At 34.5% G+C, this 21,572-nt stretch carries 20 protein-coding genes; all 20 read right to left on the reverse strand.

From position 1 onward, the window contains the following. Positions 1–7 precede the first annotated feature (7 nt). The 20 genes from CTY48_RS02925 to CTY48_RS03020 all read right to left on the reverse strand — a co-directional run bounded on the left by CTY48_RS02925 (position 8) and on the right by CTY48_RS03020 (position 21,505). Positions 8–1,114, reverse strand: coding sequence for a DegT/DnrJ/EryC1/StrS family aminotransferase (locus tag CTY48_RS02925; protein ID WP_236354711.1), 1,107 nt, complete (start codon positions 1,112–1,114; stop codon positions 8–10). Continuing rightward, positions 1,114–1,692 carry an acyltransferase gene (locus CTY48_RS02930; protein WP_099467022.1) on the reverse strand — a complete coding sequence of 193 codons (579 nt, stop codon included), beginning with the start codon at positions 1,690–1,692 and terminating at the stop codon, positions 1,114–1,116. Before CTY48_RS02930 ends, CTY48_RS02925 begins: the two co-directional genes overlap by 1 nt. Before the next feature lie 3 nt (positions 1,693–1,695). After that, positions 1,696–3,108, reverse strand: a complete 1,413-nt coding sequence (locus CTY48_RS02935; RefSeq protein ID WP_143452686.1) for a lipopolysaccharide biosynthesis protein — start codon at positions 3,106–3,108, stop codon at positions 1,696–1,698. An 8-nt stretch (positions 3,109–3,116) separates the two neighbouring features. After that, the gene (locus CTY48_RS02940) at positions 3,117–4,079 is read right to left on the reverse strand and encodes a glycosyltransferase (protein WP_099467024.1); all 963 of its coding nucleotides are present in this window, start codon (positions 4,077–4,079) and stop codon (positions 3,117–3,119) included. Positions 4,080–4,107: 28 nt separating this feature from the next. Beyond that, entirely contained in the window at positions 4,108–5,196 is a 1,089-nt protein-coding gene (locus tag CTY48_RS02945) for an EpsG family protein (RefSeq protein ID WP_099467025.1), read from the reverse strand. A gap of 13 nt (positions 5,197–5,209) precedes the next feature. Beyond that, positions 5,210–6,166: a DUF6625 family protein gene (locus CTY48_RS02950; protein ID WP_099467026.1), complete on the reverse strand. Its 957-nt coding sequence runs from the start codon at positions 6,164–6,166 to the stop codon at positions 5,210–5,212. Between the two features lies 1 nt (position 6,167). Continuing rightward, positions 6,168–7,226 (reverse strand): glycosyltransferase family 2 protein, encoded by a 1,059-nt coding sequence (locus CTY48_RS02955; RefSeq protein WP_180272623.1) that lies wholly within the window; start codon positions 7,224–7,226, stop codon positions 6,168–6,170. A gap of 92 nt (positions 7,227–7,318) precedes the next feature. Further along, positions 7,319–7,870 (reverse strand): acyltransferase, encoded by a 552-nt coding sequence (locus CTY48_RS02960; RefSeq protein WP_099467028.1) that lies wholly within the window; start codon positions 7,868–7,870, stop codon positions 7,319–7,321. 22 nt (positions 7,871–7,892) lie between these two features. After that, the gene (locus CTY48_RS19995) at positions 7,893–9,869 is read right to left on the reverse strand and encodes a glycosyltransferase (protein ID WP_099467029.1); all 1,977 of its coding nucleotides are present in this window, start codon (positions 9,867–9,869) and stop codon (positions 7,893–7,895) included. Position 9,870: 1 nt separating this feature from the next. Beyond that, positions 9,871–10,497: a sugar transferase gene (locus CTY48_RS02970; protein WP_099467030.1), complete on the reverse strand. Its 627-nt coding sequence runs from the start codon at positions 10,495–10,497 to the stop codon at positions 9,871–9,873. A 51-nt stretch (positions 10,498–10,548) separates the two neighbouring features. Further along, positions 10,549–12,408, reverse strand: a complete 1,860-nt coding sequence (locus CTY48_RS02975; protein ID WP_099467031.1) for a polysaccharide biosynthesis protein — start codon at positions 12,406–12,408, stop codon at positions 10,549–10,551. A gap of 88 nt (positions 12,409–12,496) precedes the next feature. Next, positions 12,497–14,527: an O-antigen ligase family protein gene (locus CTY48_RS02980; protein ID WP_099467032.1), complete on the reverse strand. Its 2,031-nt coding sequence runs from the start codon at positions 14,525–14,527 to the stop codon at positions 12,497–12,499. Positions 14,528–14,611: 84 nt separating this feature from the next. Further along, positions 14,612–15,673, reverse strand: a complete 1,062-nt coding sequence (locus CTY48_RS02985) for an NAD-dependent epimerase/dehydratase family protein (RefSeq protein ID WP_099467033.1) — start codon at positions 15,671–15,673, stop codon at positions 14,612–14,614. 12 nt (positions 15,674–15,685) lie between these two features. Then, a complete protein-coding gene (locus CTY48_RS02990; RefSeq protein WP_099467034.1) occupies positions 15,686–16,345 on the reverse strand; it encodes a class II aldolase/adducin family protein in 660 nt (219 codons plus the stop codon). Between the two features lie 12 nt (positions 16,346–16,357). Then, positions 16,358–17,062, reverse strand: coding sequence for an IspD/TarI family cytidylyltransferase (locus CTY48_RS02995; RefSeq protein WP_099467498.1), 705 nt, complete (start codon positions 17,060–17,062; stop codon positions 16,358–16,360). A gap of 17 nt (positions 17,063–17,079) precedes the next feature. Continuing rightward, on the reverse strand, positions 17,080–17,928 hold the full coding sequence (locus tag CTY48_RS03000; RefSeq protein WP_099467035.1) for a LicD family protein: 849 nt from the start codon (positions 17,926–17,928) through the stop codon (positions 17,080–17,082). Between the two features lie 26 nt (positions 17,929–17,954). Further along, complete coding sequence (locus CTY48_RS03005) at positions 17,955–18,740, reverse strand: LicD family protein (RefSeq protein WP_099467036.1); 786 nt, start codon at positions 18,738–18,740, stop codon at positions 17,955–17,957. Between the two features lie 32 nt (positions 18,741–18,772). After that, positions 18,773–19,504, reverse strand: coding sequence for an ABC transporter ATP-binding protein (locus tag CTY48_RS03010; protein ID WP_099467037.1), 732 nt, complete (start codon positions 19,502–19,504; stop codon positions 18,773–18,775). Between the two features lies 1 nt (position 19,505). Beyond that, positions 19,506–20,288, reverse strand: coding sequence for an ABC transporter permease (locus CTY48_RS03015; RefSeq protein WP_099467038.1), 783 nt, complete (start codon positions 20,286–20,288; stop codon positions 19,506–19,508). Between the two features lie 14 nt (positions 20,289–20,302). Then, on the reverse strand, positions 20,303–21,505 hold the full coding sequence (locus CTY48_RS03020; RefSeq protein ID WP_099467039.1) for a CDP-glycerol glycerophosphotransferase family protein: 1,203 nt from the start codon (positions 21,503–21,505) through the stop codon (positions 20,303–20,305). Positions 21,506–21,572: the final 67 nt, after the last annotated feature.

A 21,572-nucleotide genomic window follows, 5' to 3' on the forward strand; every position in this document is an offset into this window, starting at 1 on the left:
CCTCCATTTACTGCTGTATTTTTTTGATTTTATCACAAATAAAATCAACTTGCTCCATTGTTAAATCCGCATATAGAGGTAACGTCAAAACTCTCTTTGATATATGCAATGCCACCGGTGTATCCTCCACATCATATCTTCCATGAAAACAATCAAATGTATTAGTCAGTGGATAAAAATATTTTCTTGTATATATATCAAATTCCTTCAATCTATCGTATATATCATTTCTTGTAGTTCCAAACAATTTTTCGTTAACAACAATAGGAAAATATGCGTAATTAGCTTCAACACCCTCTTGAACATAAGGTAATTTTATTCCATCAATGTTTTTCAAATTATCTCTGTATCGTTCTACTACCGCTTTTCTTTTTATAATCTCTTCTTCGACATGTCTTAAATTACATACTCCCATTGCTGCCTGAAATTCATTCATCTTTGCATTTGAGCCTACACCATCAATGACTTCTTCATTTCTGATGCCAAAATTTTTTAATTGTGACAATGGCTTTTCAAGCTCTTTGTCATTAAAACAAATTGCACCACCCTCAATTGTATTAAATACCTTTGTTGCATGAAAACTAAACATAGATGCATCTCCATATGCACCGATACCCTTTCCCTTATATTTAATTCCAAATGCATGTGCCGCATCATAAATAACTTTTAAGCCATACTTTTTTGCTATCTCTTCAATCTTTTCAATGTTGCATATATTTCCATATACATGAACAGGTATTATTGCTGTGGTTCGATCTGTAATTAAACTTTCAATTTTATCTTCATCTATTGTGTATGTATCTGGTTTGATATCACAAAAAACAGGAGTCAAATTATTTCTCACTATTGCATGGGTTGTGGAAGCAAAAGTATATGGTGTCGTTATTACCTCACCTGATAAATTCATCGCTTGAATCGCCAACTCTAACGCTAAGTGTCCGTTTGTGAACAAAGATATTTGTTCTACCTGTAAATATTCTTTTAATTGTCCTTGAAGTTTTTGATGAAAAGCACCCATATTAGTTAGCCAATGCGAATCCCATATAGACTTAATCTCCTCTATGTACTCTTCATAATCCGGCATGGATGACCTAGTAACCTGTATTTTTTCCATTATTCTGTTTCCTTTCTGCATTTTATAAATTCCTCTTTTTTTTCTAATAAATCTCTTTTTCTTTCCTTTAAACATTTTGCTGGAATCCCTGCATATATCTTCCACGCATCTGTTGTTTTATTAACTAAGCTCATTGCCCCTATTGCACAGCCATCAGAAACAATTACTCCTGGTAAAATACTTGTCCCAGTTCCAATAATAGTATTTTCCCCTATAATAACTTTCTTTTTCTGTACTTTCTTATATTCTTCCGGAATCAAAGGACTAGTCATAGTTTCTCCTGAATAATCGTCACTGATTGCATATATTACAACTTTTGAAGAAATATTCGCAAAATCTTTTATCTCTATTCCCGCCTCTTCATCTCCGCCAAATAATCCTGTATATGCAGCAACATGTATATAATTTCCAATAATTATGTTACCGCTTAAAATACAAAAATCATCAATGCGTACATTATTACCAATCTCAATATCAGCTCCACCATATATACTCGCCTTTTTGCTGATCTTTACATTTCGACCTATGCACTTTAAACCTAATTCATTTAACTCATCAATTGTATAAAAACTATTCATCTATTATCTCCTACCTACTATATACTTTACTGCCTCTTTTAGCTTATTCTTATCTATATACAAACTAATAGAATATATTACAAAGTATATTATAAAGCTCTTTATTCCAGCATGCAACCACGTAATCGCTATAAAAATAGCAGCTAAAGCTATTTCCATTATTAATAATTTATAAAATTTTCTATTTAATATACTTCCTATATAAATCTCTGAAATTACACTTCTAATTACTATTGCCAATGCCATGCAAAGCACTACCATTGAAAAATTATTAAAAACATATGCACTAATAAAACATAATGCTATGCTGACTGCAAGTGATGCAATGTTAATTATCAACAATGCCCTTTCTTTTCTCAATACTTTCATATATGTCGAAAACAACATTTGCATTTTTCCGTCAAAAATACATATTATAAGAGTGAAAATCAAATACCGAAAACTTGTTTGATATTCCGGAAGCCAAATTTCCAATATACTTACAAGCGGTATATACAATATCAATATTCCAGTTAATAAATGTGATAAAATAACTCTTGCAATTTGATATACCTCTAACTTTTTGCTATCAGTGATGATTCTAAGCATAGGAAACATTACCATACCTATTTGATTAATAAATTGCAAAAAAAAGTTAGTCATAGAAAGCGAAAAAGAAACAATAGCAAATGTCTCAACCCCCCAATGCCAATCAATTATTTGCCTTCCAACTCCTAAAATCAGCACACTAACAACACCTGATATTAGTAAAACTGCACCAACCTTTATGTTTTCAGCTCTGTCACGAAAAATTTCCTTATCGTAATGAACTCCTCCAAAAACCAAATCTCTACAGCAATAAACGCTATATAACATCGCCGTTATTCTCGATACTATATATCCCATAATAATATTTTTAAAATCTATATTACCAAACAGAAAGACAATAACTAAAAATATCAGAAAAACTGATTTTTCTATCATAACACTGGTTGAGAATTGATATGTTCTATTAACTGCCTGCAAAACTGATGAAAGAAAACCCGTTGCATTATTTATAATCCAAAAAATACAAACTGCTATAAGCACATATTTTCTTTCATAATTATCAGCATAGCCAAAAAATACAATTGCTGCAATCGTGGCAAATACTAGCTGTTCAAACATAGATATCCAATAATTTGCACCGAGCTTTTTAAAATTTAAGTTTTTATAATCTTGCCCGCCAATTCTTAAATATATTCCATCATTAACACCAAGAAGTGCATATCCTACATATCCCACATAAAACAAAAATAGCTGCCAGTACCCATACTGCTCTACACCAATAATTTTAGGTATTACAAGAGCCATCGTTAAACTAAGTAATAAAGAAATACTTTGAGCACTAAATGCATAAATTATATTACGTTTAAATCCAATATTTTTTGTATTCATTTTTTCCTTCAATTGCCTTTACTCATGCACACTTTATATATTTTTAAAATAGTCTTATATACTTTCGGAATGCGAGCTGCTATACTTAACCTAATTCTTGCTTTAGTATTTAAAGCATTAACAATATTTTTATATTTATCACTACGCAATTCTCCATATGTCTGATTTGTCATAATAATATTAAATTCTTCCAATATTATTGCATCTTCTATGGACTTATAATATTTTCCATTCGTATCATCATTAAATTCTTGATACATTTTCACCTTAGCTCTATGATGTTCCAACCGTTTTTCCTTATCGTGCTTTACAACTTTATTCCAGCTTCCAGGATGATTTTTTCTGTACACGCACATCAAAGAATTCATATAAAAACCTTTTCCCCGTGACAAACACAATAACTTTATCGGCTCATCTTCTATAGGAGCCCCTAAATAAAATTTAGATACAGTACTGAAACATGACCGTCTTAAAAACAAGGAAGCCGTCGGAAATATCCACCCCTTTTCTAACACAGCCTCTAATTCTATCATCCGCTCACAATCAAAAGCCCTTAGTTCTTCTTGTTTCTTATTACCATATACCTCCATATATGCTCCATGACACAGATAAGATATTTCTGTATTTTTTTCCATGAAATCATATTGTTTTTGTAACTTGTTTTCGTCACACCAGTAATCGTCTCCCTCACACAGAGCAATATATTTTCCTTCTGCGATTTTTATATCCTCATAAAACATTTTTTTACCATATTGGTACTGATTTTCTTCCTCCAATAATAATTTTATTTTATCAGGATATTTTCTTTGATATTTTTTAAGTATTTCTACCGTTCCATCATTCGAGGCATCATCATGTATAATAATTTCATATGTTTTATCAAACTTCTGGCATAGTATTCCTTCTAATGTATCTTTGATATATTCCTCATGATTATAAGTTATACAGCAAACACTTATCATAGTTTTCATGTTTTCTCTCCTAAATTAAGCAGAACTATTATCTCCAAAATATATTATTTTCCAGTGCAATTTTATTGGAATTCCATGCATTGCCGCTTAATGCATAAAACGCTAATGCCGAAAAAAATAAAAATATTATCCAAATTAATATCTGAAGATATTTTTCTAAAGTTTTCTGCTGATATTTCCAAAGTATAGAATAAGCTATTCCATCTAAAACTAATAAATTTCTTGAAAGTCTCTGAAAAATTGCATCGACAAAATACAAACTACAAATCAGAAGGAAACACAAATTCACCAATATGATTAATTCCACAACTTTTTCCTCGTGCCGCTTCATATTATATCGGCAAGAAAACTGTTTCTTCCACACCAATGCACAATTTCCTCTAGTAAAAAAACAAAGTAATATTAAACTGCTCATCTGCCAAATAAGTAATATGAACGAAGTACTAAACTTGGGTAAACTGCTTAAATATAAATCAACGACTGCATCTGTTGTAACTAACCTTCCAACTGTATTTATTAATTGCGGTAATATAGTTGTAATAGCAGGTAACGTCAATACATATATTACCATATACCTTTTATTTTTACGAACAAATGGAATTATTACTAATAATAAATATATGATATAGGCACTATGTTGCACTGTTGCAAAAGCAATACATAAAATGTACTTAAAAATACTTTTTACATCATCCTCCAAAAGATAGTGCAAAGCAAAAATCAACACAGCAAAAGCCGCAAAATTTTTCAATTGTACAATATTATCAATCAATGGAAATATATACATAAAGCTATATACTGCTTGAGGCTTATCCGTTAATTTTACAATCCCTCTATCCAAAATAAAAATAAATAACGCTGCCCAAAACATCACCAAGGATTGATATGATAATCCTAATTTTAGAAATACTATACATATTAAATTATAAAAAAACTCTATTGTGAGTTTAATTGTACCTATATTATCAAATACAGATTTATAACCAGGTGTATCCACATTTAAATAGCAACCACCAATTAATATCCACAACCAGAGTATTTGAATATATCTAATCCATTTTTTTTCCTTCAATACTAACGGAAATATAATTAAAACTACTGTAATTAAATATTGCATTATAAGTTCTCCATCAATCAAGCAATCCTAATCTTAACATTATTTTATATTTGAGGTTTTTACTTCTTAAAATAAAATAGTGCATATTAAAATACTTCTTTTTTATTTCGTCAAAATTCTCTTTAGTAACTGGTTCTAATTGTTCTTCAAAAACATTAGGTACAATTTTAATTGACTCAGAACATAATACATTCCCTTTAACCTTCATTTTTCTTTTTTGAAGGTGTATATATGCATACTCTTTTTCTAAAATCTCATTTTTTTCTCTGTAAATATATAGTAATCGACCTTTGTTCCACCAAAATATACCTTTTTTGTTCTCATATATAACTAGATGTCTATCGTTTTCCAGTCCAACCATCCTAAAATTAGAAGATTTTGTATAAATATCGGCACAATCAAATTTAGTATACATAGGATAATTATTTTCTTCATATATGTTATTTATACTTCCTCGAAAACCTTCATCAAACACTAATTCACGTGAATAACAGAATGCCTTTTTATACAAATATTCATCTTTATATTTGCTCATAAATCGTCTGTTATTTTCATAATTGTTTCTAAACAGGGTCAAATGCCCTACAGTATATATCTTATCATACTTCTTTAATATTTCCTCTGTTATAAAATTATTCAACTTTCCCCACACAACATCCAAATCACAAAATCCCCAAAAATCGTAGCATTGTATATCATCTTCAAATATATAACCATATGCGGGTTTTAAATCACATAATTTATGCACACTTTTAATTTCAAAATAAAAATCAAATTTTTTCAAAATTTTTTCTTTCATTTCATTAAAAGATATTTTTTTAACAAGTACATTTTCTGGATAATCATATATTTTATTATTATCTGTATATATAATCCAATTAAAATCTTTATTATTTTTGCATGAATTTAAAAAAATTTGAAAATAGCTTGGAAATTCACCGAAATATGGTATAATTAACACAGTTCTCATATTATCTTCTGCTCCCCCCAATTTTTGCTGTGATATATATTAGATTGTGCATTTTGTATTTTATTAACTTATGCATAAGTTTAAAATATAATATAACTACACCCTTGGTAAAATATATTTCACTAAAATCCCCCCTAAACTTATCTTGAACATTTTTATTATCCACAATTATCTTAGCCATATTAATTCGCTCTTTCCAACTCATCGATGCCTTAGATGAAAAAATATCCGTAATATAGTTAATAACGGTTCTTATAACAACCGCATTTTTATACTTATTTGCGGTAATAGCATCAATGTTTTTGTATCTAATAAACTCTTCTGCCGCTGTATCAAATTTCCAAATCATATTCATAAAACTTTTATGAAACGAGGACGTTATGCTATTTTTTCTCATTCTATAATAGACTGTACATTCCTGTATATATGCCAATTTTTCAAAATGCTTCATACATTCTATATTGAAAAAATAGTCGTCAACAGTCGATCTTGATATAAATCTTATATTATTTTTATCAAGACTTTCTTTTTTAAATAACAACGAATGTGATCTCCATCCTCGTCCGGCTCCCATCATAACTTTTAGCGCAAATAATTCAGGGTCTTCAATACACAATTCTTTACTGAAATGAAATTTTTGCGCAAATACTATATCGTTTTCATCTATACAGTAATATCGATCAGGCATAACCATGTCTGCATTCGTTTTATGCATTTTATTAACCAAGTTTAATACTGCATTTTTTTCAAGCATATCATCACAGTCCAAAAATATGATGTATTCACCTTTCGCCAACTCTAACCCCTTATTTTTAGCACTTCCGGGGCCTGAATTCACCTGATGAATTACCATAATATTAGAATGTCCTTTTGCACACTCATCACAAATTTGTCCCGATGCATCCTTTGATCCATCATTGACCAATATCAATTCTATTTTAGCATAACTCTGCTTTACAACAGAGTCTATTGTTCTCGCCACAAAGTTTTCTGCATTATACACCGGAACTATTATCGAAACCAGTCCTTCCGTATTTTCCATATTTTCCATATATTCCATAATCACTTGGTCACCTTTCCGCATATATCTCGTATTTCATTATTGTTTTTTATCTTACTACTAAACACCCCTTTAAAAATCCATCTTTATTGCTATATGTTGGTTACTGCCGTCTCACGTTTTTGAACAATAACACTGTTATCAGCATATTCTCCCTTTAAGACAGTTCCTGCTCCGACAATACAGTTATTCCCTATTTTTGTCCCACGTAGAATAACGCTATTCGCTCCTATCCACACATTATTCCCTATTTCTACCGGTGCTACAATAAAGTCTTTATTATTCAAACCACCCTGCACACGAAAATCATGGTCATGGTCATATATCAGCACATTCGGACCAAACTGTACATTATCACCGATTTTTATTTTTTTGTGAGAAACCACCATACAGCCATAATTCCACGTTACATTTTTTCCAATTATTACGTTCCCATCTTTTCTTACACGTAGATGGCAGTTGCCTCTCATCCTAAATTTTTCTCCTATTTCAATCCTTCCACCTTTTGATATTTCTACCTCCGAAAAAGGGGAGCATATATTGATAATCCCGAATTTAAACTTACTTCCATTAAATATTTTCTTCCAGACAAATTTGCATATTGTAAAAACTTCACATATTCCAGCTCTTATTATTCGTTTCATATAAATATTTATTCTCCATCATTTAATGTTTTTCTATCTCCTTCATATATGCCCCAACAACTATCTGCCTGTCAAATTCGCTTTCTACCTTTTTTCTAGCCTCCAAGCCCATTTGCTTACGTTCTTCATGGCTTAATGCCAAAAACTTTTCTATCTTTTCAATCAAGTCTTTTGTGTCTTGTTGCTTCACTATATATCCTGTCACGTTATCTTCAACCGTCTCCTTACAACCACTTCGATCAGTAGTTATAACAGGTCGTCCGCATGCTGCACTCTCTAGGCAAACATTTGACATCCCTTCTGGATAAAAAGATGGATGCACGGTACAGTGTGTCCGAGCTATAAAGTCACTTACGTTCCTAATCATTCCATGATATAAAACTATTCCTTTTTCTTGCAATAACTTTAATCTTTCCTCATAATTTTCCTCACAAAAACCGCATATATGAAAACGTGTATCTGGATATCTTTGGTGAATATATTCCGCCATACCTAGATATTGTTCAATTCCCTTTTCTTCCATTATTCTTGATATAAATATAAATTCAATTGTATCAGAGTTCGGATACTCTATTAAAGGAAACCGCTGTAAATTAACACCCGATCCCGGTAATAACTGGGTATAGTATTTTGTAGATACTTTATTTTCAAAAAATACTTTGTTTTCATTATTTTGAAAAAAGATGCATTGTATTTTTCTAAATGCAATCTTATACAAAACTGTTGTGATTAATTGTAAAACTCCTGCATGCTCAACTGCAGTTCCTAACCCTGTAATGTTAGCAACATATCTGGTCTTACATATCCTTGCGGCTATTCCACCATATATATTAGGCTTAATTGTGTAAGTAAGAACTATACCTGGCTTTTCATCTTTTATTATTTTGCAATACCGCCTTATCACCTTTACATCGTTAAATGGATTTGTTCCATGCCTTTCAATCTGCGTCTCAACATATCTGGCGCCAAGATTGCATAAGTCATCTATCCGCTCACCATAAGGTGAGGATATGATAACCTCATGTCCTTCTTTCAGTAATCTTTCAACCAATTCTAATCTGAAGTTATATATTACTACGTCATGGTTTACAAGAAATAATACTTTTTTTTTCTCATTTCCTTCTGTTTTCTGAACAGACTGTTCAAAAGTATTTACAATATAATTTCCCTTTTCATATTTACTCATTTCCATATCATAAGTCAGATTTCCAAACGCTTTATTGGTTAATCCACCTATCTTTCCCGGAAACTTGCTGGCAAGTTTTACTGCAAATCCCATCCCTCTCAAAAAATATATTTTCTTTGCATTTGTCAATGCAATCTGCCTTACCATGTCTGAGGTTGATACATATTCGTTGTTCTGAGGGAAAAATATTCCTTCATCTCCGTTTATTATAATTAACTTAATAAATTCACACAGATTATCTATATGAAGCATACTTCTTCTATTTGCTATTTTAGGGAAAATCGGCACTTTATGTGCTATTTTAGATAACATCTGATAATTCCCTTTACTTCCTTTTCCGTATATCATAGGCGGTCTGATGATTACTACCTTAAAACTTGCGTCCTGCAATGTCATAAGCCCTTTTTCTGCCTGTAATTTACTATCTCCATAAAAATTAGCTGGTTTTGGCTTGGTTGAAGCATTTAACATCTTATCCTTGCCATATGGTGCACTATCTCCATACACAATGATACTGCTCATAAAAATAAACTGTCCTACACTCTCCTCTTTTGCCTTCTGGGCAACTGAAACAGCTAAATCACAATTTATTTCATAATATTTTTTCTTTGTTTCATCAGATACATTTCCGACATCAGCATGAGCTATTCCAGCCACATGAAATATCGCATCATAATCTTTAAACGATGTCTCTTTCCACTCACCATCTTTTGTATCTACTGTATCAACTTCAAACTCTATACAATCAGAAAGCCAATTTTCTACCGACATTCCAATGTAGCTATTAGCACCGGTAATTAGTATTCTTTTCATTTTATTCCTTTTCCTTACTGGCTGTGCCTGTTCCGCCTTCCACTATTCCGTCAGATCTAAGAACAGAAAATACCGTTCCAACAAAACATCTTACATCAAAGAATAATCCCATTTTTTCTACATATTCTCCGTCCAATCCGGCTTTTACGGGAATTTCCAGTTCATCTCTTCCGTTAATTTGTGCCCAACCGGTTAAACCCGGTCTTATATCATTTGCACCATATTTATCTCGTTCTTCAATCAAATCATATTGATTCCACAATGCTGGTCGGGGACCGATTACACTCATGTCACCTATTAAAATATTAAATATCTGGGGTAGTTCATCCAAACTTGTCTTTCGTAAAAACTTTCCAACCTTTGTTATATATTGCGTTGGATCGGAAAGCAAATGTGTCGGCATATCCTTTGGTGTATCAATATACATAGTCCTGAATTTAAGTATCTGAAAATGTGTCTTATTAATTCCGACTCGTTTTTGTTTAAACAATATCGGTCCTTTACTATCAAACTTTATCAAAACAGCAAGAATTATCAGAACGGGAGACAAAATAATACAACCCACTCCGCTTAGTACAACATCTGTCACTCTCTTTACTACACCATAAATTTTTTTGCTTTTTTTCATTTTTACACTCTCACACTTTATTTTTACATGATTTTTGAATTACTATAAAATCTATTTATTTTGTATTGAATACGTAGGAACAATCCTCTGCACCCATTCTCTGATATCATCCGGCTCCTGTACAACGTACTCCTTTATTTCTTCCAATTGATTCAGAAACTTTTCTTCATTCATATCAATTGGCTTTCCGATGTGAATTAGCTTATTATGTGTGTCCTGCATTCCCTCTTCCTTCATAAGCATTTCTTCATACATTTTTTCGCCCGGGCGCAATCCAGTAAATTCTATCTTTATATCTTCATCTGGCTTATGACCTGACAAAAGAATTAAGTTTTTAGCTAAATCCAATATTTTTACAGGCTCACCCATATCCAATACAAATATCTCGCCGCCCTTCGCATAGGCTCCTGCCTGTAATACCAAGGATACCGCTTCAGGAATTGTCATAAAATATCTCACAATATCCGGATGCGTTACCGTCACCGGCCCTCCCGCCAATATCTGCTTTTTAAACAGCGGTATTACGCTTCCGTTACTTCCCAATACATTTCCAAATCTCACTGCCACGAATTCAGTCTGGGAACGGTTATTATACGTCTGTATAATCATCTCACAAATGCGCTTTGTCGCCCCCATAATGTTCGTAGGATTTACAGCTTTATCTGTACTTATCATAACAAATCTCTTTGTCTGATATTTGTCGGCAGCCTGAACCACCTTCCACGTACCAAGCACATTGTTTTTTACCGCCTCGTTTGGGCTATCCTCCATCAGCGGCACATGCTTATGTGCTGCTGCATGGTATACAATATCCGGTCTGAACTCGTCGAATATCTTATTTATTCTCTTTGTATTTCTTACAGAAGCAATAAACGCATACAAATCTAATTCCGGAAATTTCTTCTTTAACTCGTTTTGTATGTCATAGGTTGTATTCTCGTAAATGTCTACTATAATAAGCTTTTGCGGCTTGTGGAATGCAATCTGTCTGCATAACTCGCTTCCGATCGAACCTCCTCCGCCAGTAACCATAACTACCTTTTCTGAAACGTATTCCAAAATTGAAGTCAAATCTACACTGATTGCTTCTCTTCCAAGTAAATCATTTACATCTACTTCCTTCAGCTTTGCAACCGATATCTCACCATTTGCCAGCTGATACATTCCCGGAAGCCTCTCCAGAACACATCCAGTTTCTTTACATATATCTAATATTTCTTTCATTTCCCGTTCCGGAAGTGTAGGAATCGCAATCAGTATTTTCTCTACCTCCAGCTTTTGCACCAGTTTGGGAATGTCTTCCCTATTACCCATAACCTTTATTCCATGAAGAAAAGACCCTTTTTTAACAGGATCATCATCCACCAGTCCAACCACATCCATTTCCAAATGAGAACTACTGTTTATTTCTTTAATCAGTGCATTTGCTGCTGCTCCGGCACCCACAATCAGTACCCTTTGGCGGAAATGAGCATTCACCCTCATCCCAATCAATCCGCGTATCAAGCGATAAATATATCTTACTACGCATACAAATATAAACAGAAAAATAGGGTACAAAATATAGCTTGAACGGGGCATCGGAACTCTTTCACGTATTTCTATCATACTAATAATAGGGTATAAAACACTTGCAATCCCACAGGCACATGCAATATAAAATAGTTCTCGCCCGCCTGCATACGTCCATATGCTATTATACATCCTAAATACATAAAATATGATGAGTGTTAATACTATCAAAATAGGTAATATCTCCACTGCCCTTTCAAAGTAAATTCTATTACCATTATTAATCACAAATTCAAAACGTATTAATAATGATATCTGACACGCTGCTATAATTGCAACAACATCATATAGTACAAAAAAAATCTTTTTTATATATAATTCTAAATTATAATTTCTCATTATTACATGCTCCTGTTTCGGATTTTCTTGTCCCCAAATGAAATACTAACATTTATTATACATTTTTTTCATTTCTTATACAACCCTATTATTTTTTAACTTCCCTATCTGATTGCATCATAATTCCCATTAAAAAATAAGCTCCTATCCAAATAGCATATGAAAATGGCTGCTCTAACGGCTCTGACATGGCAACCATAAAATACCCTACACATACTGCAAATGGTAACATCATATCGGAACTTTTTTTTGCTAAGAAAACTCTTTTTACACCTCTAAACAGTAGATTTCCCCAGAGTAGCAAATATGGGATTATAATAAAAATACCATATCTGTGGGATATATCCAAAAAGGCATTATGAGCAGATGTTCTTTTACCATTCACAGTCCCTTTTTTCTCATGCCCCAATAAATTCATCTGCCTTGCATAGGCCTTCCAATACGTGGTTCTTCCATTTGTTAATTCCTCTAAACTCTTTGCACTTATAGATTTTATTATACGGTTAGATTCTTTCGTTTCATTTATTATATTGTTTGATGCCTCAACTTTTAATACAAACCATTCATTTAAATTTAACGATATTTCCTCATCCTTATATACATCTCTTTCTATTGTGAATTGCGTTTTTAATATATAGGGAAGATTTTCCACAGACCACTGCATTGTAATATTTTGAATTATAATAACTATTCCCAATACTGTGATCCACCTAAAATTAACCTTTCCAAAAACCTCTTTTCTCAGCTTACACCAATAAATGCAGTAAAAAAGAAACACCACACTCATAGCCAATAGATTTCCTCTTGACTGCGTCTTCCATGCAAAAAACAAAACTGCTACCCACTCTAGCCATACCAAAATCTCATATTTCCAATTTTTCTCTGATAATCTTATACTCGTCCATGTTCCTAATGCAACCGCAAAAACCAAGGTAAGGTAATCACAAAATGTATTAGGGTTATAAAATAGTCCCAAATATCTTTTTCCAGGAAGCTCTGGCCTGCATACCAAGCAGAAAACAACAGTACCTATAAAAGTCAGATGTATTGCATTGCTAAAATCTCTTATCCACAAATACTGTTCATCCGAATTATGCCAAATAAAAAACAGCATCCCCATTACAAGAAGCATAACAAGTCCTGCTCCTGAGTATATTTTACTCACTGCCAAATCTGATATACATGCCATAACAAAAAGAATAATCCAAGAAATCATTCTAATATTTTTCCAATCCACCTTGTGTAACTTTTTTTCTATGCTCAAAATTACAATTCCGCAAAATATAACCACACACACACATAAATTGGTTGAATACTTCTTAGTAAATAAATTCATATTAAATATAACAGTCAAATATAATATTATTGATACAAAAAGTAAACTAATTGCTCTATGTCTATTTTTATTCGATATTTTAGGGCGATACTTTAATATAAAATTTCCTATATGGATATATAACATCTGCAATATATCTATACCTTTATAAAGGTTCCCTTTCAAATGAAATTTGTTTATTATAAGATATGCACTAAACACTATCACCATATATGCTAGAATAAAGCAAATTAATACCTTTACAAATTTTTCAGGCGCAAAATTTAAATATGTCTCTCTAAATTGTACTGCTTGTAGCTTAAATTCTAAACCAGGATGCTCATTTACGGTTACTAAAACTTTAACCGTTTTTTCTTTAGTTAAGATTGGTATCTGGTTTATGCCTTCTTGTAATTGATAATCATTTGATTCTATTTTCACACCATCAGCATTATAATACGCTATATTCCAATTCATGCTTTCTTGATTCATATCTACGATTTTTACAACAAAATAATTCCATACATAGGCTTTTCTACTTATATTGAAAACTTTGGAAGCGTTGTTTTCTTTTATTGAAACCATATCGCTACTCTCGTCATACTCCCATCCAGCCCCATTATTTATCTGTCTCTGCCACCAATCAACCTCATAAACCTCACCCACATCATACAGCTTATCAAATGACCTAGAACCACTAATCCACATACCCGCCACTGACATGCTAGCCACAATCCCTATCATCAAAACAATAACAAATATCAGACCATGCTGTTTTATATAATCAATCGATTTTTTCTTCATTTGTTTTCCTCCACACTTCCTGTCAGTGCTAATCAGTCCAAACAAAGGCAGCCCGGACATTAACCTTCCGCCTGCCTTTACATTCTATTTTGCCTCTTTCAATATACACAATGTTTTTCTCGCCCCATCCGCCAAATGCGTAATGGGCTTCCAACCTGTTTTGAGTATTTTATCTGCATTCAGCACCGCACGCTGAACTGGTGAAAATCCCTTTTTCTCCAGTGTGTCCGGCAAGTCAAATACTATTTTTTGTCCTCCTGCCTCTGCAATACATTCCGCAAGTGCTTTGACAGTCGCTTGAGAGTCTGGATCTGCTATATTAAAGGCATTTCGATTATCACCACATATGAGTATCCATAAAATTGCCATAGCAGCATCCACAACATAGCAATGAGAGCGTTCCAAAGAACCATCGCTCTTCAAAACGATGTCCTCTCCATTTAATACTTTTCTAAAAAATTGAGACATTGCCCTGGTATCTTCCAAGGTCATAGTCGGTCCATAACAATGACACGGACGCGCGATGACAACCTCCATACCATATTGCTCTGCATAGCATTGACATAAGGTCTCTGCTGCCCGTTTACCTGACGGATAACAGGCACGCGGGCTGGAATAATCCACATACCCACAGTAATCCTCCGTAAATCCGTTAGTCACGGTATCGTCTGCCTGACCATACATTTCTCCCGAGGAGACATATAATACTCTCTCACTCTGAGATGACACTGCGAATTTAAGAAGATTTTCCATTCCGATTACATTTCCAATCAAGGTATCCACCGGATATTTTGCAAACATATACGGATTCGCATTACTTGCAGCATGAATAATAAAATCTATCTTACTCTCTAAATTTAAAGGCTGGCTGATATCCTGCACAACAATATGTAAGTGTGCAACATCTTGATTTTTTCCGCTTAAAAATCTTTGCTCCAGCTTTTCCTTACTTCTTCCGAGGGCATAAATCTCTATACCCTCCTGAAATATTCTGTTCCTATATAGCAGAATATCGACAAGACAAGAACCAATCATTCCGTTTGCTCCGGTTATCAAAATACTTTTCCCCTTTAGCCTATCCCACGGAAAATCCATTTCCATTGCTTTTTGTATGTCATCTATATAAACTCTGCTATCTAATAACATCCCTTTTCTCCTCTATTCCTGCTTTGCTTCCGCAAACTTAGCTTCCTGAACCCAAAATGGAATCTGATTCATATTCAAACCTGAGATACTTGCCATGTGCCATGCACTCTTGGTAATTTCCTCCAGTGCTGCCGCAACCTCTGTCACCTGCTTTAGCGTTTTTCCCCAGGTGTAGGCTCCGTGCTGAGCAACTAAAATCCCCGGCATATCCACAGTATTTCTAGCTTTCATAGCTCTTTTGATTGCTTTAGCAACCGATTTATCATAGTTTTTATCAGACACATCCTCTGGCAAAACTTCTGTATATTGAATCTCGCCTCGGAAATATTGTGTATGGTAGGTACTAAACGGACGAATTCTTTCTCTCATCTGCGCCCATACCATTGTATACCCTGATTGTGTAAATAATATGTTATCAATATCTTCATATATTTTGTAAAGCTCTAAATGAGTTTCATAATCAAATGCCGGCTTCTTTCCTTCCAGCAAGGCACCCTCACTATTGATAACCGATATATATTCAGGTGCTGTATTATCCTCTCTCGAAACAATTACAACATTTCCTGTCGTACGGTCAATTGCTGATATTGAGCCTCTTTTTAATGCCAAAAAGCCTTTGTTCTCCATCTCCAAATAGCTTTCACACACTTGTTTTTTTAAGTCTTCCAACATCTATTTTCTCCTTCAACCTTCATGCACATGCAACAACGCTCTAAAAATCTGTAAATCTTCGTTTGTTGTTATTTTCAGATTTTTTTCTGAGCCAATCGAAAAATAAACCGTTTCTCCTAACAAATTCATCAGTACGCAGGATGCAGCCGTATTGGTTATATTCTGCTTTCTGCCTTCCTCATGTGCCCACAGAAGTTTCTTAATCGGATAAGTATGCGGTGTCTGAGTACGCACCAGTAAATCTCTTGAAATAGATTTAGTTGCTTCCGTTCCACCTTCCTCAGTCAGTTCAAACACTGCTTCCACACAAGGGATTGCAGCCACTGCGGAACCCGATTCCTTACACACACTTAAAGAATCAGAAATAATATCATGGGATACCAGCGCTCTGTTACCGTCATGAATCATAATAATATCGTCTCCGTCACAGTCGTTTGCCACCGCGGTAAGTCCGTTGTAAATCGATTCCTGTCCTGTTCTGCCTCCCACAACAACCCATTTGAGCTTTGTGATCCCATACTGCTTTGCGTATGCCTTTAAAATCTCAAGCCATCCCTCCAGGCAAACTACCGCAATTGCATCAATGCTTGGATGCGCTTGGAATTTCTCCATTGTATAAATAATTAAAGGCTTGTCTTCTACATTAATGAACTGCTTCGGAACACTATTATGCATTCTTGTTCCGGTTCCTCCGGCCGTCAACAATACTATATTCATGATGAATTCTCCTTTGTCTATTTTACCTTCCAACATTTGATTATATGAATTTCTCTTTCCTCCTCGGAAGGGAGCCCCATATAATTCTTGCCATACAAGTTACTCAAATATAAGTCATAGCCTTCCGGCGCCCAGAATTCGTAGCCTTCAAACTTAACTTTAAACCTATTATCAAACGACTCTCTCGGTACTCTTTCCCGGATACCATGCCCGCCTCCTACAATACAGCCTACATATTTACATTCGTCATACTTGAGCTGTTTTCCATAGTTTTGTAGTTTACTCAAAAAATGAATATGCCCTTTTAGGCGCAATGGTGCAAATGCCACCTTCTTAATTGCCGTTCGTATTGGATTTCCCGGCTCATACGGTGCCCAACTTCTTCTGACCAGCCATTTGATCTTACGAGCTTCTTTAAAATACGGTACACATTCTGACATCTTTTCCGGTAATCCGTCCATCGGAAATACGTCAAGCCAAGGCGGAAGAAACTTCGGCAATGTTATCAGCTCTGTCATATAATTGTCATTTACAACTCTGATAAACGGTCTGGTGTGCAGTTTCGGATGTGTCTCAATGGAGCGAACTGTATAATCTCCATACTTTCCCTGTGTAAGCTCCTGAAACTTTTCATAGTCCGGGCGCGGCATCAGCACATCAATGTCATCATCCCACGGAATAAAGCCCTGGTGGCGAATAGCACCCAATAAGGTACCTCCCGCCAGTACATATCGCAGATTATTTTTATCACAAAATTCTGCAAAATCCAACAGTATTTGCAATTCAATATTCTTGATTTCTCTTATATCTACTTCTTCACAATTGCGCAGATTGGAGATATTCTCCAAATTAACTGACCAACTCATAAATCACACCTATTCTTTCATAAAATTTACTCTTGTCTCAAATGTGTATGCCGTTCTTTCGGTATTTGATTATAGTCTCCATACAAATTCGTTAAATATACTTGAAATCCCTTTGGGACATAAAATTCTTTATCTTCAAATAAAAGCTTAATTCTCTCTTCTACGTGTTTTTTTTCTATTCTCTCTTTTCTTCCGTATTTTGCAACAATACAGCCCACATAATCGCATGTTTCAAATTTATATTGCTTTGCTGTTTTGGTTATCTTATCAGCATAATACTTTGCACCGATAAGTCGAAACGGAAAAAATAATATCTTCTTTGCAATTCTTTTACTCGTTTTTTCAATATCCTGCTCGTCACTTGTCGCCTGCCACAAAAAATATTTCAGATGCCCTATTTTTCTAACAAGCCGTTTAAACTCTTTTTCCTCTTTCGGTAGCCCATCAATCGGAAATATATCAATCCACAAAGACTGAGGCTCCTGCATTAATTTGTACGATACCTTTATACTTTTATCCACCACCTTTATAAAAGGAATTGGGAAATTCTCATACTTGTCTTTCCATAATACTTCATATTTCTCTGCCATTGTTCCGTTTGTCAGTTCAATAAACCGTTCAAAATCCGGTCTGGGCATCATAACATCAATATCATCATCCCACGGAATAAATCCGCTATGTCTTACCGCTCCCAGCAAAGTTCCGCCGGCGAGGCAATAACGCAATCCGTTATCATCACAAAAACCGGCAAACTTTGTTAAAATATTCAATTCCGCTTTTTGAATTGCTTTCAATTCATTATAAACTTCCATATACCACCTTATATTATGTCAACCAACATTTTTTAGGACATAAACTCTTCGTATGCACGCAGCACTTCCTCTGTATTTCCCTGCTGTTTTATTACTCCCTCATGCAACCATAAAATACTGTCACACAAGTTTCTCAATGTATCCATACTGTGAGATACAATAATAACCGTGCGTTCGTTATTGCTGATAAGCTCTTCCATCTTTGCATAGCTTTTCTTCTTGAATTTTGCATCTCCAACACTCAGCACTTCATCAATTAACATAATCTCTGCTTCTAAAATCGCAGTGATGGAAAATGCAAGTTTCGAATGCATACCACTGGAATATGTCTTTACGGGTTTATCTATAAATTTCCCCAATTCCGAAAACTCTATAATTTCATCCATTTTTTCGTTGATGTATTCTTCTGTATATCCCAGTAACAATCCTGACAAATATATGTTTTCGCGGCCGGTCAACTTCTTCTGAAAGCCGACTCCGATAGAAAGGAGAGATACCGAATGACTGTGCAGGTCTATGCTTCCTTCATCCGGTGCAAAAATTCCTGCAATTGCTCTTAGCAATGTGGACTTTCCACTTCCATTTTTCCCGACTATGCCCATTATTTCACCCTGAGGTACATTAAAGGAAACACCTTTAACCGCCTCAAAAATTTCAGCTTTACTTTTTTTAAGTTTAAGCAGGCTCTTTTTAATTGTCATCTTGGTCAAAGAACGATATCTAATTTTTAGGTCTTTAACCTCTATTGCATATTCCTGTCCCATATTATATCACCTTCACATAACTGTTTTCGTATTTGTGTATCACATTTACACCAATGCAGGACAAAACAAGTCCCACAACAAGCCATAACAGCAGCCATGGCAAATCAGGTGTCGTAGAGTATATCATGCAATCCCTCATGCTACTGATAATCAATGCCACCGGATTGAACTTCAGCAAAATAGTCGCATAAGGCTCATCAACTCTGCCCGCAATTGAGTAAAAAATACCGGACATATAAAATACCAGTTTCAATAAGACGGTCATTACATTTGCCAAATCTTCCACAAACACACCAAAGTGAAGCAATACGGCGCTAAATCCAAACGTCACAACCCCCAGTATAAGCAGTATCGGGATAACAAACAATATATTTAAGCTGATTGGAACACGTAATATAACCATCATAATAAGCACTAAACAAAAAGAAATAAACATCTTAAATCCGTGAGAAAACATTTTAACAAAAATCAGAATATATTTCGGAATATATACTTTCGTTACAATCTGAGCATTCTTCGTCACCAGCGTTACACTTTGCTTTACTGTTCTCTCAAAGAACTGCCAGCAGGTTAAGCCAATAAATACAAATGCCGGAAAATACTGCTCTCCTTTTCCAAATACAATCAATGCAATAAAAGAATACACCAGCATAAACAAAAGCGGATCCAGTATCCACCACAGCCAGCTTAAGTGTGAGTTAGCTGTCTCTGACTTCAACTCCGCCTTACCGGAATATATCGTGTATTTGTAATATTTTTGTATCTTTTTGATAAACTCTTTCATTCGTCCTCCTCGAATCAGAAACTTTTTATCGCTTCATAATTCCGCTTACAATTATCAGAATCATAAAAGGTAAAAAACGCTTCCTGACGCTGCCTATATTCAATATCATTTGAGAATTCCTGACTCCCGTAATGCACAATCTGTTCCACCAGTTGTTGTCTCTCCTTACAAATCGGTCCAAACCCATCTTTCTCATAGCTGAAGTAGCCTTCTTCATAATGCTCTTTTCTAAATTGCGAGACATCAAACTGAAAATATATCTGCGGCTTTCTCATATAGCCAAAGTCCATTGCTATACTAGAATAGTCCGTAATAAGCAACGCTGCCGACATCAATAGCTCCTGTACTTCATAATTTTTTTCATCGGCAATCTTAATATTGTGGCTGTTCGCATGAAATGCCCTGCCAAACTTTTGCATCTCCCGATGAGGGTAAAAAATTAACTGATATCCGTTTTTCTCTATATATTGTATCAAATTTACATCGTCCAGCAGACCCTGCCATTCTTTATAATACTCCGTCTCTTGAAACACTTCCAGACGTTTCCCATCCACCTTGTTAGAATCAGATGGAGGTGAAAGCCAGCCACGCCAAGTAGGCATAACTAAAATCAGTTTCTTATCTGTAACTGCATGATACAAGTTATCAAAGCGGCACATTCCTGTTAACCTTACACCGCCTGCAGGATAGCCGAATTTTTCTTTTACAAATTCATATTCTCTCTGTACACCGCACATAAACATCTGGATTTTAGAATTTTTATAATGCAGAAATTCCACATTATCCTTCGTAATCCCATGCTGTAAAAAGACCCTTTTATTCTTCCTTATCTCATAAACTTCAAGCAGGTAACAAACTGCTGCGTTAGGCTTACCACCCTTTTGGGTACTGACATTTTTTTCTGCCGCCAAATAGTAAACCCAGTGTCGGAAGGAACCAAACTCTATCACTTCCCCCAACAGCGCTACCTTTTCATAGTCAGGTGACTTTCTTTTTATTGCATATACCACATCCTGCTTTGGTTCTTTTTCTCTTATATAGCGGAACAGCCAGTAACCATTGTCCCTCGCCTCATTTGCGTTTTCGCATAGTAACCACATGGAGGAACGTCTTCTTCTCAGCACCGCGCCAAAGGGCAACGCCGCAACAAAAAGAAAAACATGCAGAATATCTTTTATCTTAATCTCTTTGATTTTAACCCAAAACCCTTGTTTCATGCTCTTTTGCACCCTCTATTATTTCCAGTAATATAGTTCTTAAGTATATTACCATATCACTGTATAA

The organism is Konateibacter massiliensis, from assembly GCF_900184995.1.
GTDB classification, from domain to species: domain Bacteria; phylum Bacillota; class Clostridia; order Lachnospirales; family Lachnospiraceae; genus Lachnotalea; species Lachnotalea massiliensis.

Coding starts and splice junctions, on each gene's coding strand:
- CTY48_RS02925 (WP_236354711.1), bottom strand. CDS start 1,114: ATGGAAAAAATACAGGTTACTAGGTCATCCATGCCGGATTATGAAGAG.
- CTY48_RS02930 (WP_099467022.1), bottom strand. CDS start 1,692: ATGAATAGTTTTTATACAATTGATGAGTTAAATGAATTAGGTTTAAAG.
- CTY48_RS02935 (WP_143452686.1), bottom strand. CDS start 3,108: ATGAATACAAAAAATATTGGATTTAAACGTAATATAATTTATGCATTT.
- CTY48_RS02940 (WP_099467024.1), bottom strand. CDS start 4,079: ATGAAAACTATGATAAGTGTTTGCTGTATAACTTATAATCATGAGGAA.
- CTY48_RS02945 (WP_099467025.1), bottom strand. CDS start 5,196: ATGCAATATTTAATTACAGTAGTTTTAATTATATTTCCGTTAGTATTG.
- CTY48_RS02950 (WP_099467026.1), bottom strand. CDS start 6,166: ATGAGAACTGTGTTAATTATACCATATTTCGGTGAATTTCCAAGCTAT.
- CTY48_RS02955 (WP_180272623.1), bottom strand. CDS start 7,226: ATGGAATATATGGAAAATATGGAAAATACGGAAGGACTGGTTTCGATA.
- CTY48_RS02960 (WP_099467028.1), bottom strand. CDS start 7,870: ATGAAACGAATAATAAGAGCTGGAATATGTGAAGTTTTTACAATATGC.
- CTY48_RS19995 (WP_099467029.1), bottom strand. CDS start 9,869: ATGAAAAGAATACTAATTACCGGTGCTAATAGCTACATTGGAATGTCG.
- CTY48_RS02970 (WP_099467030.1), bottom strand. CDS start 10,497: ATGAAAAAAAGCAAAAAAATTTATGGTGTAGTAAAGAGAGTGACAGAT.
- CTY48_RS02975 (WP_099467031.1), bottom strand. CDS start 12,408: ATGAGAAATTATAATTTAGAATTATATATAAAAAAGATTTTTTTTGTA.
- CTY48_RS02980 (WP_099467032.1), bottom strand. CDS start 14,527: ATGAAGAAAAAATCGATTGATTATATAAAACAGCATGGTCTGATATTT.
- CTY48_RS02985 (WP_099467033.1), bottom strand. CDS start 15,673: ATGTTATTAGATAGCAGAGTTTATATAGATGACATACAAAAAGCAATG.
- CTY48_RS02990 (WP_099467034.1), bottom strand. CDS start 16,345: ATGTTGGAAGACTTAAAAAAACAAGTGTGTGAAAGCTATTTGGAGATG.
- CTY48_RS02995 (WP_099467498.1), bottom strand. CDS start 17,062: ATGAATATAGTATTGTTGACGGCCGGAGGAACCGGAACAAGAATGCAT.
- CTY48_RS03000 (WP_099467035.1), bottom strand. CDS start 17,928: ATGAGTTGGTCAGTTAATTTGGAGAATATCTCCAATCTGCGCAATTGT.
- CTY48_RS03005 (WP_099467036.1), bottom strand. CDS start 18,740: ATGGAAGTTTATAATGAATTGAAAGCAATTCAAAAAGCGGAATTGAAT.
- CTY48_RS03010 (WP_099467037.1), bottom strand. CDS start 19,504: ATGGGACAGGAATATGCAATAGAGGTTAAAGACCTAAAAATTAGATAT.
- CTY48_RS03015 (WP_099467038.1), bottom strand. CDS start 20,288: ATGAAAGAGTTTATCAAAAAGATACAAAAATATTACAAATACACGATA.
- CTY48_RS03020 (WP_099467039.1), bottom strand. CDS start 21,505: ATGAAACAAGGGTTTTGGGTTAAAATCAAAGAGATTAAGATAAAAGAT.